Raw genomic sequence first — 12577 nt, 5'->3', positions numbered from 1 at the left:
TGAGACAGAAATTAGGAGTATGGAAACCCTTAGCTTTTGTATATTAAATTAAAGAAAATATTGCCTATCGTTTGATTTATCCTTGATAACGTAAATACAACCTAATTTAGGAAGAATATGAAGGCATAAAGAAATCAATCATTAATTTTATCATCCTTCATTGACAATATATTGATTTATAATAATAATTTTCTGTTTTGTAAGTTAAATGATAGACCTGAATGTTGTAAGATACTCTTATTTCAAACCTGTTTATCTTGAATCAATCAAACCCATTCCCTTGCACGTCAAAAGCGGGGCTGACGTGTGAGTAAAAACTGTACAAGAAAAGATTAAAAATAGCTCTTATGAACCATCTTTAAGTTCTAAGGCGGTCGCAACATTGGGGGATGACAAATATAATGATGGTGCCAAATTGCTTCTCCATAAGCGTAAAGATGGGGGTGCTCAATGGATTTACCGTTAATACCCTTCAATGAGTGTCATCGTGAAATACGTTTGGGTACCTTGAGAAACGTTTCTTTAAAACAAGCCCGTTAATGTGTAACCCTATAGTGCTCTGTTCTTCGCGAAGGACGTGACCCTATTAAAGAACGCAATAAACAAAAACGCGAGGCAATGCGTAATCTCCATTCTTTAATGAGATTTTACGGTTTTTAAAAGCATATACATCAATATTTTTTTAATAACGGCGATTACGCCTTACATCACACTCTTGTTTTGCACGTTCTTTAATAGAAGGCATAACTAATGCATCAGGTAAAGTAAAACACCCTAAAATACTATTTCTGTTGCTCATTCACCTACTTTTTTAAAAAGGCATCTCTCAATGCATGCAATTCCATTTCACAACGATATCCGTGAATATATAATTAAAATCTCTGTGAAGTATACAACAGCCTTTTGACACCATAATCTTGACGTTTATGCGGATAATAAAGCCAACACCATCATTTTACTTGCTAAATCCTAATGTTGCAATATCCCTTGACATTTGAGATAATTCATTAGAAGTATTTTTATTCCTTTTTTAAATAACTTTTATCCACATGCCACCCCATTTGTAACAAGTAAATGATTTTGATTAATTCAATATAAAAACACAATAAATTATGAATGTAGATTAACCTCTTATTTTTGTAATCACATCATTTTTTAGTTTAAGTGAGAACCATAAATACAATAACATTATTTCAATTTCAGACTTTTACATTTAGAATTAAAAAAAACGTCTCTTGCATATACAATGTAGAATTGACATGTGGGAAAAGAAAAAGCGTAAATATCATTACTAAAACATCTCAAACACCAAAAGTAGTAGATAATATTGTATAATAGCAATGATATTTCTAGCCTATACCTACCATAAATATGCTCCTGCTTTCCAATGCATCTCTTCTATTATTCTGTTTGCAAATATCATTGCGAGATAAGTGTAAAATAAAAATATCTCTTTAATTAACCTTACATCAACATGTGTAAGTAGAAACAATATAATTTATTTTCAAAGAAATGAATTAGACAAGAGTCAAAGCTTTTATATTTCAGCCATATTTTATAGAGAATCGAATATATGAATCTGTCAATTCGCTGCAATATGATTACAATCATCAATACAATCTATTTTATATTTCTATCATAGCATATTTCTATTTTTTATGATTGGAATTATTTAGAAACACCGGATATCAATATATTTCGTCCTTGAGAGTGCGGCTTAGTAATGCATTAGCCGCTTCAGTTATGTTTTTACCACAATAGAGAATTTGATAAATTTCTTCTACAATTGGCATCTCCACCCCAATACGTTGTGCTAATGTATATACTTCCTTGGTATTTAAGTATCCTTCCACAATTTGACCAATTTGTTTTTCCGCTTCTTTTATATCTACTCCTTCACCAAGAAGTATTCCAAAACGGCGATTACGCGACTGATTATCAGTACATGTCAAAACCAAATCACCTAAGCCTGTCATTCCCATAAATGTGGCAAGCTTAGCACCCATAGCCCCCCCTAAACGACTGATTTCAGCTAGTCCTCGTGTGATAAGAGCTATTCGTGCATTTGCCCCAAAACCTATGCCATCTGATATTCCTGCACCAATAGCAATAACATTTTTGACTGCCCCCCCTAATTGAACACCAATCATATCTGAACTTTTATAAACTCTAAAACTTTTGTCACAATGAAAAAGTTGCTGCAATTCTTTACCAAACTCAACATCAGAAGCTGCTATCGTCATTGCAGTAGGCCAACCAATAGCTAGTTCTTGAGCAAAAGTTGGTCCAGAAAAAACAGCTAAAGGAATTTTTTCACCTAAAATCTCACGAGCAACCTCTTGTAAGAAACGTCCAGTCCCATGTTCTAAACCTTTTGTAGCCCAAATAACGCGTGAATGCTGATCTAAATAAGGCTGAATATTATACAAGACTTGATGAAATACATGGCTTGGAACAGCGATTAATATATTGTGACTTGCCGTTATTGCAATTTCAAGGGAAGCTTCAAGTAATAAATTTTCAGGAAATTGAATATCGGGTAAATATACTTGATTACAACGTTGTTCCTGTAATTCTTTGATATGTTGAGGACTATATCCCCAAAGTAAAACATTATGACCATTACGGGCAAGAGCTATCGCTAATGCAGTACCAAAAGAACCAGCACCTATAACTGTCATTGCAACGGTTTTCATTAAATTTTCTAATTATTCTCTAAATTTTTGATTTCAATTGCATATTATTATTACAAATAATTTTAATGCTATCTTTAATATAAATTCTTTAAATCTAAAAATATTACTGCTTCATAGCTTTTTTATCTCACACAATATAAAAACTTGTTGCGCACATTCTCTTTCTTTGTAGTAAAATTTTACAAACATCACTTTTTGTATATTCTACAGATAGCTATTTGTCTCAAAAATTAAAGATTGACTAAATACCCCACAGACTTTCTCTTTTAAATTAAAAGTATATTCAAAACCATGGTACTCATTCAACCGATATCTTGTACTTAGCCCTTTTTATATCCTACGAATCCCTGCAATGACACCTGTAAGAGCCGATACATGCCGCATCAGCTCCACAGATATTTCAAACAACTACTCTACAGGAGATTGCGTACTTGGTACTTTCTCCATTGGCACTTCTGAGCCAGGAATCTGATCTACAGGAGAATGCGTACTTGGTACATGCTCCATTGGCACCTCTGAGCCAGGAACCTGATCTACAGGAGAATGCGTACTTGGTACATGCTCCATTGGCACCTCTGAGCCAGGAACTTGATCTACAGGAGAATGCGTACTTGGTACATGCTCCATTGGCACCTCTGAGCCAGGAACCTGATCTACAGGAGAATGCGTACTTGGTACATGCTCCATTGGCACCTCTGAGCCAGGAACCTGATCTACAGGAGAATGCGTACTTGGTACATGCTCCATTGGCACCTCTGAGTCAGGAAATTGATCTACAGGAGAATGCATACTTGGTACATGCTCCATTGGCACCTCTGAGCCAGGAATCTGATCTACAGGAGAATGCGTACTTGGTACATGCTCCATTGGCACCTCTGAGCCCTGTATCTTTTCTGGTTGTTTTCTTACGGATATATCTTTGTTTGATAACGGCTCAGATACTGAAGAACCATCTCTACTTGATATTTCCGGTTCAATAACACGTCCTGAGCCACCCATCATATTATAATTCAAATGAGAAATAGCCCACCATGTACCCCCAATAATAATAAAAACACAAATAGCAGCAAACCATAACGCATTTAAATTCCACTTGGCATCTGGACCAGAACTCAAGTGTAAAAAGAAAACAATTTGTACTACAATCTGAATAATCGCCATCCCAATAAGATATGCAACTTTTGTACTGACTGCCCAACTTTCCATCATTCCATACATCACAGGAATAAAAGAACCCAAGGTGAAAAATACAGCCAGAATAAAACCGACCAAATAGGAACCAGTACTGGGACCATGTGTTTCATTTTGCATGCTCATCACAACGCTCCTAATAGATAAACCATGGTGAAAACACCAACCCATACAATATCAAGTAAATGCCAAAAAATGGAAAGGCACGCTAAACGTGTTTTATTATCCTGATCCAAACCATTACGACGAAGATGACAAAACATCACGACCATCCAAAGAAGACCAACACTCACGTGAAGACCATGGGTGCCAACCAAAGCAAAAAATGCTGACCAATAAGCAGAAAGTATCTCCCGTCCAAAAAGCTGTAAACCTGTTGCAGGATCAATACCCGCATAAGCATTTGGATCGAAATAAAAAACCTCACTCAAAAGTTCATGAAATTCGTAAAGTTCCATACCAATGAAGCAACACCCCAATACAAAGGTAATAGCCATCCATAAACGCACACCACTGATGTTATTTTTATGTGCTTGTACCATTGCAAAGCCATAAGTGACGGATGAAAACAACAAGAAAGCAGTCTCAACCAAAACAAACTTTAAATCTATAAACTCACTGCCCGCTTTACCACCACCATAAGAAGCAGAAAAAACAGCAAAACTTGAAAACAGTGTCGAAAACAGGATTAAGTCTGAAAGAATATAAACCCAAAAACCAAACGTCATTACCGAGCTACTATCGTGGTGAAGTTCATCTATAGTACTCGCGTTATTCATTGTTACAGCACTCATACTGTCACTCCTTGTTCTTTAAGAACAGCCGTAAAGGCATCTTCAGTTTTTTGCACTTCTTCAGCTGGAATATAGTAACCATGATGATCACCTGTTAATGAATGACACACAAGCGTTGCAATAAAACCAATCAGTCCAACAGCAGCAAGCCACCAAATATGCCAAACAAGTGCAAAACCAACAACTAATAAGAAGAATCCCGCAATAATTCCAGCCGATGTATTCGACGGCATATGAATTTTTGTGAATCCACTTGTCGGACGTTGATAACCACTTTTCTTCATATTCCAATAAGCATCATCAGACTGTATCTTTGGAAGGAGGGCAAAATTGTAGGCAGGAGGCGGTGAAGAGGTAAACCATTCAAGTGTACGTGCATCACCCCAAGAATCATTCAACGTTACCGGTAGGTGACCTTTATGCTTAATACCATACCAAATCGCCAAAACAACCTGTAACACAAAACAAAGGATACCAAGCAAGATAATAAAAGCACCTAGAGCAGCAATAATAAACATCGGCTGCCAACTAGGTTCCATGTAATGCTGGAGACGACGTGTTGCACCCATTAAACCAAGCGCATAAACAGGGAAAAACGCAAGGTAAAAACCAATAAACCAACACCAGAAAGATGCAATACCTAGTATGCGATTTGGTTTATAACCAAAAGCTTTTGGAAACCAAAAAGCAAGCCCTGCTAAATAAGCGAAAACCACACCTCCAATAATTGTATGATGGAAATGCGCTATCAAAAAGAGCGAATTATGAAACTGCCAATCTGCAGGAACAATAGATAATAAAACACCAGTTAACCCACCACCAACAAACGTAAAGATCATTCCCATGCACCAAAGCATTGGAGGCTCAAAGCGAATCCGACCTTTATACATCGTGAGCAGCCAATTAAAGACTTTTACACCTGTTGGAACTGCGATGATCATCGTAGCAATACTAAAGAAGGTATTTACAGCTTCACCACCACCCATTGTAAAGAAATGATGTCCCCAAACAAGAAGCGAAAGAATCAAAATAACCACCATGGCCCATATCATGGAAGTATAACCAAAGAGGCGTTTTGAAGAAAAAGTTGAGACAACTTCAGACACAATGCCAAAAGCAGGAACAACCAAAACATACACTTCAGGGTGACCAAAAACCCAAACATAATTAATCCACACCATTGGATTTCCACCACCAACGTTAGTAAAGAAATTCATGTTCAAATAACGATCACATGCCAAGAGCGCAAAAGCAACAGTTAAGACAGGATAAATAACTACAATAAGAACATTACTGACAAAAGCGCTCCAACAAAAAATAGGCATTTTCATCATTGTCATTCCAGGAGCACGCATTTTAATCATCGTTGCAATAAAATTCACTGATCCCATTGTTGTTGCAATACCAGAAAGCTGAAGAGACCATAAATAATAATCTACCCCTGTATCTGGACTCGTTTGTAATTCTGTAAAAGGTGGATACATCAACCAACCACCACGACCAAAATTACCAACACCTAGGGATATATTAATCAAAATCGCCCCAGCTGCCGTAATCCAAAAACCCAGATTATTTGCAAAGGGAAAAGCAACATCACGCGCACCAATTTGAAGCGGTATAAGATAATTAAAAAGACCAAATAAAATAGGCGTAGCCATGAAAAAAATCATGATCGTACCATGCGCCGAAAAAATTTGATCAAAATGCTCAGGAGGTAAATAACCTGCTGTTTCACTCCCAAGAGCTAAAGCTTGATGCGTTCGCATCATAAGTGCATCCGCAAAACCGCGAACAAGCATAATAATTCCAAGAACTATATACATTATGCCTATGCGCTTATGGTCAACAGTTGTAATCCAATTTCGCCATAAAATTCCCCACCACCCAAGCGCTGTCAGAGCAACGACAGCAATTAAACCAACCAAAACAATCGCAATACATGTATACAAAACGATCGGTTCATGTGCAAGCGCATGAAAAGCACCTGCCGTAGGATCTGTAAGTCTTCCAAACATTTCTCAACCCATTTCAAATGAAATTTAAGTTTAAAAGAAACCTTATATTAAAAATATTAAAAGGGCTCTTTCTCTATTGACCCTTTAAATAACATCAGGATCAAATACTGAACACAGTGCACCCCATAGCGTCTGAGCAGCAGCACGTTTCATTAAATCTTCATTACACACCGTATTTTCATCGACACATCGATTAACAACACGATAGTAAAGCCGCTTCTCAACAGGTGCAAAATAACGAACTTCAGCATCTTTTTCCTTCGCAGCAATATCACCCATACGAGGCGCAATAGAAAGTTGACGATAAGATGTACGATCAAGTACTCGACCATTAGCCCGAGCTTTTACAATCCAATCCTCAAAATCCCGCGAAGACACAGAATGCCACTTAAACCGCATACCCGAAAAACCATCACCACTGTAATTTGCTGAGGTCCCTTTGAATACCCCTTGTTCTTCAGCGACCAAATGCAACTTAGCATTCATCTGCGGCATAGCGTAAAGAACCGTACCCAATTTGGGAACCCAAAAGGCATTGACAGAATTCTCTGACGTCAATTGCAATAAAACTTGACGTCCTTCAGGCGCGTAAATTTCATTAATCGATGCAACACCATATTCAGGATAAATAAAAAGCCACTTCCAATCAAGAGCTACAGCATCAATCTGCAATGGCTTTCCTTCACCCACCACCTCTACTGGAAGGGGATTTGTAGGCTCAAGCTTATAGGTATAATAAGTTGTTAATGAACCTAAAACCATTATGATTACAATGGGAATACTCCACATCAACGCTTCAATTTTATTTGAATGCGCCCAATCAGGAGAATAGTCCGCTTTCACATTCGATGCACGATATTTTATAGCTAAAAATACCACACTCACCATTACTGGAATGACAACGCAAAGCATAACAGCCACACAAACAACAATCAAAATTAACTGTTGACGTGCAACATAACCTGATGGCTGTATAACATCAATTTTACAACCAGACAAAAGCAGTGCTCCCCCTAAAATCACAAGCATCTCTAATTGTCTAACAAAGCTTTTCATCTTCATTTACCCCCGTCATACGCACTAAAAATTGTCATAATATAACACCTTAATATTGTACAGATTTGAAAATAATTATCAAGTGAATTCAATGCCAATACTACTCTTATCCAACGTTTGCTCTTTACCTATCACAATTTAATTATTTTGCTTAATTGTTTTGCAATATACTCAAGTGCAAACCGATATCCATCACCTCCACACCCGGTTATGATAGCGTCTACACCTGCAGATGTATAAGAATGGTGACGAAAAGCTTCACGCTGATAAATATGAGATAAATGAACTTCTACTTTCGGCCCTGAAAACATTTTTAGGGCATCGAGAAGTGCAACAGATGTATGACTGTAAGCCGCTGGGTTAATGATCAATCCAGAACTTGCCTCTATTGCTTCTTGTATCCATGCTACTAATTGCCCTTCACAGTTACTTTGATAAAAATTTATTATGATATCATTTTTTTTTGCCCATTCTCTGCATCTTTTTTCAATACCTTCTAGAGTTTCAGTTCCATAAATTCCTGGCTCACGTTGACCTAGAAAATTTAAATTAGGACCATTTAAAATCGTTATTATCTCTGACATAGCAAGCCTTTTCTTTCAGAGTCATCACTTATTAGAAAGATATTTAGCATGTTTTTTACAGCAATAAAGCTCCATTCTTAATCTCAAAAAATTCTGCGCGTCCTTTTAAGGCATCAAATAAAACACGATCTGTTCCTGTCATGAATGTTTGCACAGCTAAATCATCAAGAATATCAAATAAAGCAGCACGTCGATGCGAATCAAGATGAGCAGCCATTTCATCAAGAAGAAGAATGGGAGCCCTTTCCGACATCATACCTGTTAGACGTGCATGACATAAAACTAAACCTGTCAGCAGCGCTTTTTGTTCACCTGTTGAACAAGATGTTGCTGCTATATTCTTATCAGCATAAAAAACCTGCAAATCTGCACGATGTGGTCCTTCTAACGTCCGACCAGCAGCACGATCCATTGCGCGATTATGCCGTAATTGATCACAAAATTGTTCTTCAACTTCAGTTGCTGATATTTCACTAAGAGCTGTTTCTAAAAAACCATCAATTTGCAAAAAAGCTCGTGGAAAAGGTATATGAGACGGCATTTGTGTAAACATGTCATTTAAAAGCCGAATAACATCAACACGCGCCGCAGAAATAGCTGTCGCCAATTCTGCCATTTGCTTTTCTAAAGCATCAAACCAAGCACAATCTTCATTTCCATCCAAAAATAAGCGATTACGTGCACGCATAGCTCTATCATAATCGGCTATGCGACGCCTATGCAAGGGATCAATCGCTAAAACCATACGATCCAAAAAACTACGGCGCTCAAGTGAAGGACCTGTAAAAAGACCATCCATGGACGGTGTTAGGACACTAATATGACAATAATCTGTTAGGCAATCACCTGGTTCATTCACACCATTAATATGGACCTTTCGACTGTTATCGCTAACCTCCAAAGCTGTACCAATCTTTACTTCACCATAAAGAGCACATTCAAGACGTGCAAATACAACGAATCCTTCACCTCCGCCCTCTACAAAGCTAACATCAGAATAAGCAGCACGTCGCAAACCACGACCAGGAGAAAGAAAAGATAACGCCTCTAAAAGATTCGTCTTACCAGCACCGTTATGGCCAGTAAAAACCACATGCTGACCCGAAAAATGAATATTAAAAAAAGAATAATTGCGATAACGTAAAAGCTTCAGCTGCCTCACTGCCACTTTGTGCACACGACTCGCCATGCATTGCAAAACAATTGCCCCTAAACGCGAATAGGCATCAGCACATAGAGCACATCTGCATCATCATTATCACGAATCAGAGCCGGTGCTCCAGCCTCAGCCAACATAAAAACCATCTCATTGCTTGAAAGCTGCCCAGCGATATCCAAAAGATAACGTGAATTAAACCCTATCTCAAGCGGTTCAGATGTGTAAGTTACTGATAATTGATCTTCTGCACTGCCCGAATCAGGACTATTAACGATAAGCTTTAACTGTCCATGCTCAATCGTTAACTTAACTGCACGCCCCCGATCACTTGAAATCGTTGAAACACGATCAACTGCAGAAGAAAAACCCTGCCTATTAACAATTAATTCTTTATCATTTCCAAGAGGGATGACGCGCTGATAATCTGGAAATGTTCCATCAATTAACTTTGATGTAAAAATAACAGAACCCACAGAAAAACGAATCTTTGTCTCTGAAAGCTCTATACATACATCACCATCATTTTCTTCTGAAAGAAGTTTCTGCAACTCTCCTACAGTTTTACGGGGAACAATAACACCGGGCATTCCCTCAACTCCTGAAGGAGCTTCCATCTCAACTTGTGCCAAACGATGACCATCCGTTGCAACCAAACGCAGTTTCAAAACACCATCATTAACAACATGGAAGTAAATACCATTAAGATAATAACGGGTTTCTTCAGTAGAAATAGCAAATTGTGTACAATCAAGTAAACGCCTTAACCCTGATGCCGATAGAGAAAAGCGATAACCAAACTGCCCAGGAAGTGACTCTGGAAAATCTACCTTCGGAAGACATTGAAGCTGAAAATGTGCACAACCCGAAACAACAGATATTGTACTTGCTTGATTTTCATCAACGGATAATACAACTTCACTGCCATCACTCAGTTTCCGAATAATATCATAAAGCAAATGTGCTGGAACAGTTATTGCTCCAGCTTGTTCAACATTTACCGTAAAAGATTCTGTAACCTCTAAATCAATATCTGTTGCCTTTAACTGCACACGACCATTTTCTGCATCAATCAGCACATTCGATAAAATAGGAACAGTATTACGGCGCTCTACCACACGATGAACACGACCTAGAGACTTGAGAAATTGACTGCGATCAACTGTAATGCGCATAAAAGCCTCGTATGATTTACCAAAAACTATAAGAATTCTTTAGAATTAAAACGACAGATCCTCTTTAAAGAATCGCCTAATAGAGTTTATTAAACCTCTCTTAAAATGACAAGCCACTACTGCATAAGAAAAAACAAATCCTTTTATTAAATCCTTTAAAGTTTCTCCAAAGAAAGAAACGATAAACATTATACAGCCTGTTCTCCAATCAACCGCTTAAGCAATTCAAGTTCCTTAGCTAAGGTCTGATCACCACAAACCAAATCTTCAATTTTACGCACAGCGTGTAAAACTGTTGTATGATCACGCCCACCAAAACGGCGTCCAATTTCTGGTAATGAGCGAGGAGTTAATACTTTTGCTAAATACATCGCAACTTGCCGTGGCTTCACAACCGTACGTGTTCGGCGATTAGACAACAAGTCCTGTTTAGAAACATTATAATGGCGCGCTACCGTACGCTGAATTTCTTCAATCCGAATTCGCTTAGGTTCTCCAGGACGTGTCAAGTGACCTAATAACTCATCAATCCGTTCTAAAGATAAATTAGACTCAAAAGATTGACGAAATAACAACTGATTAAATGCTCCTTCAATATCACGTCCCGACCCTAAAACCGTTTTGGCAATATATTCCAAGATATCATCAGAGATTGATATCATGCCATCATCTTGTTGTGCCACCTTTAACCGCTGGCGCAACATTTGTAAACGCATTTCATAATCTGGTGCTTCAATTTCAAGTGCGACCCCTCCTTGAAGACGAGATCGAACGCGAAGATCAAGCGATTCTAATTCTGCTGGTGGACGATCTGCAGCGACAACAACTTGTTTTGCACTATCAAGCAACATATTAAGCAAATGGCAAAACTCATGTTGTATCGACTTTCCCTGCAAAAACTGCATATCATCAATAATCAAAAGGTCGATATCGCGAAGCTGTTCTTTAAAAGAAAGAGCATCATTATCACGAATAGCTGTTGCAAAACGCCACATAAAGTATTCAGCAGTTAAATAAATAACACGTGCAGATGTTAAACGCTTCAATGCAGAAGCCGCAATCGCTTGAAGCAAATGTGTTTTTCCCAAACCAACAGATGCATGAATAAAAAGAGGATTAAAACGCAAAGCGCTTTTATGCCCCTCCGCAATTGAACGTGCAGCCGCTAAAGCAACACGATTAGAAGCCCCCTCAACAAAACTTTCAAAAGTATAGCGAGAATCAAGTGGAGATCCAAAAACCCCAGTCTGAGAACTCTTGACTGAATGCTCTGCACAACTCTCAACAAAAGATGAAGCCGCCTGCTCCTGCAACACAACAGAAGGTGCACTTGTTTTACAAATGACTTCTCTTGAAACACGTTCCATACCGCGAACAATGACTTCAACACGAAGAATCGCCGAATTCTCTTGCTTCCATAAATGAGTCAAAAGAGAACCATAGTGATTATTAATCCATGAACGCAAAAAAGCAGTAGGAACAGAAAGCTTTACAAGAGTATGACTATATTCAGCAAGCTTTACACGACCAAACCAACTGGTATAAGCCTCAACACCAACCTGCACCTTTAATTGTGCCATAACACGGACAAAAGCCGCCGCACCTTCCTCCTCTGAAACAAGAGAGGGATCTATAGAAGCATTTTTACAAACAGTCCCCTCACCACCCATTATCCTATTCTTTATTATATTCTCTGCCGGCAGAATGTTCACCGAAACCCTTTTAAAGGAACTAGCTTTAGAGTTCAATTTATCCACCATCTTTCATCCTGATAAAAACAAAATTCTGTCCTGCCAAACAGCTAAAATAAACCTAGCGAAGGCAAAACGCCCTACCCCCAATAAGATTCCTCATCCTCCCCTAGGGTAGCCTCATTACAACCCCATTAACAAAGATGACCAATAAGATTT

At 38.2% G+C, this 12577-nt stretch carries 9 protein-coding genes and 1 pseudogene; 1 reads left to right on the top strand and 9 read right to left on the bottom strand.

Annotation, left to right across the window (positions count from 1 at the left end):
* Positions 1 to 338: 338 nt before the first annotated feature.
* Positions 339 to 639, top strand: a pseudogene (locus ACFIM1_RS01115) (Arm DNA-binding domain-containing protein); the annotation flags it as partial.
* Positions 640 to 1688: 1049 nt separating this feature from the next.
* Here the strand turns inward: ACFIM1_RS01115 and gpsA are convergent.
* The 9 genes from gpsA to dnaA all read right to left on the bottom strand — a co-directional run bounded on the left by gpsA (position 1689) and on the right by dnaA (position 12427).
* Complete coding sequence (gene gpsA, locus ACFIM1_RS01110; protein WP_375608943.1) at positions 1689 to 2696, bottom strand: NAD(P)H-dependent glycerol-3-phosphate dehydrogenase; 1008 nt, start codon at positions 2694 to 2696, stop codon at positions 1689 to 1691.
* A 408-nt stretch (positions 2697 to 3104) separates the two neighbouring features.
* Positions 3105 to 4013, bottom strand: coding sequence for a cytochrome o ubiquinol oxidase subunit IV (gene cyoD / locus ACFIM1_RS01105; RefSeq protein ID WP_375608944.1), 909 nt, complete (start codon positions 4011 to 4013; stop codon positions 3105 to 3107).
* Positions 4013 to 4681, bottom strand: coding sequence for a cytochrome (ubi)quinol oxidase subunit III (locus ACFIM1_RS01100; RefSeq protein ID WP_375606191.1), 669 nt, complete (start codon positions 4679 to 4681; stop codon positions 4013 to 4015). The genes cyoD and ACFIM1_RS01100 overlap by 1 nt, the downstream gene beginning before the upstream one ends.
* Positions 4678 to 6696 carry a cytochrome o ubiquinol oxidase subunit I gene (gene cyoB / locus ACFIM1_RS01095; protein WP_375607850.1) on the bottom strand — a complete coding sequence of 673 codons (2019 nt, stop codon included), beginning with the start codon at positions 6694 to 6696 and terminating at the stop codon, positions 4678 to 4680. The genes ACFIM1_RS01100 and cyoB overlap by 4 nt, the downstream gene beginning before the upstream one ends.
* 84 nt (positions 6697 to 6780) lie before the next feature.
* On the bottom strand, positions 6781 to 7752 hold the full coding sequence (gene cyoA, locus ACFIM1_RS01090) for a ubiquinol oxidase subunit II (protein WP_375606229.1): 972 nt from the start codon (positions 7750 to 7752) through the stop codon (positions 6781 to 6783).
* A 131-nt stretch (positions 7753 to 7883) separates the two neighbouring features.
* On the bottom strand, positions 7884 to 8336 hold the full coding sequence (aroQ, locus tag ACFIM1_RS01085; protein WP_375608945.1) for a type II 3-dehydroquinate dehydratase: 453 nt from the start codon (positions 8334 to 8336) through the stop codon (positions 7884 to 7886).
* A gap of 55 nt (positions 8337 to 8391) precedes the next feature.
* Entirely contained in the window at positions 8392 to 9525 is a 1134-nt protein-coding gene (gene recF, locus ACFIM1_RS01080) for a DNA replication/repair protein RecF (RefSeq protein WP_375607852.1), read from the bottom strand.
* A 20-nt stretch (positions 9526 to 9545) separates the two neighbouring features.
* Positions 9546 to 10667, bottom strand: coding sequence for a DNA polymerase III subunit beta (gene dnaN, locus ACFIM1_RS01075; protein WP_375608947.1), 1122 nt, complete (start codon positions 10665 to 10667; stop codon positions 9546 to 9548).
* Positions 10668 to 10855: 188 nt separating this feature from the next.
* Positions 10856 to 12427: a chromosomal replication initiator protein DnaA gene (dnaA, locus tag ACFIM1_RS01070; RefSeq protein ID WP_375607854.1), complete on the bottom strand. Its 1572-nt coding sequence runs from the start codon at positions 12425 to 12427 to the stop codon at positions 10856 to 10858.
* Positions 12428 to 12577 lie beyond the last annotated feature (150 nt).

The organism is Bartonella sp. AC158YNML (assembly GCF_042196725.1).
In the GTDB taxonomy this organism is placed as follows: Bacteria; Pseudomonadota; Alphaproteobacteria; order Rhizobiales; family Rhizobiaceae; genus Bartonella.
This window is presented reverse-complemented; position numbering and strand designations above follow the sequence as displayed.

What these genes read in the sequence shown, in the direction of transcription:
- dnaN (WP_375608947.1), bottom strand. Translation starts at nt 10,667, where the DNA reads ATGCGCATTACAGTTGATCGCAGTCAATTTCTCAAGTCTCTAGGTCGT.
- dnaA (WP_375607854.1), bottom strand. Translation starts at nt 12,427, where the DNA reads ATGGTGGATAAATTGAACTCTAAAGCTAGTTCCTTTAAAAGGGTTTCG.
- ACFIM1_RS01100 (WP_375606191.1), bottom strand. Translation starts at nt 4,681, where the DNA reads ATGAGTGCTGTAACAATGAATAACGCGAGTACTATAGATGAACTTCAC.
- gpsA (WP_375608943.1), bottom strand. Translation starts at nt 2,696, where the DNA reads ATGAAAACCGTTGCAATGACAGTTATAGGTGCTGGTTCTTTTGGTACT.
- cyoA (WP_375606229.1), bottom strand. Translation starts at nt 7,752, where the DNA reads ATGAAAAGCTTTGTTAGACAATTAGAGATGCTTGTGATTTTAGGGGGA.
- recF (WP_375607852.1), bottom strand. Translation starts at nt 9,525, where the DNA reads ATGGCGAGTCGTGTGCACAAAGTGGCAGTGAGGCAGCTGAAGCTTTTA.
- cyoB (WP_375607850.1), bottom strand. Translation starts at nt 6,696, where the DNA reads ATGTTTGGAAGACTTACAGATCCTACGGCAGGTGCTTTTCATGCGCTT.
- aroQ (WP_375608945.1), bottom strand. Translation starts at nt 8,336, where the DNA reads ATGTCAGAGATAATAACGATTTTAAATGGTCCTAATTTAAATTTTCTA.
- cyoD (WP_375608944.1), bottom strand. Translation starts at nt 4,013, where the DNA reads ATGAGCATGCAAAATGAAACACATGGTCCCAGTACTGGTTCCTATTTG.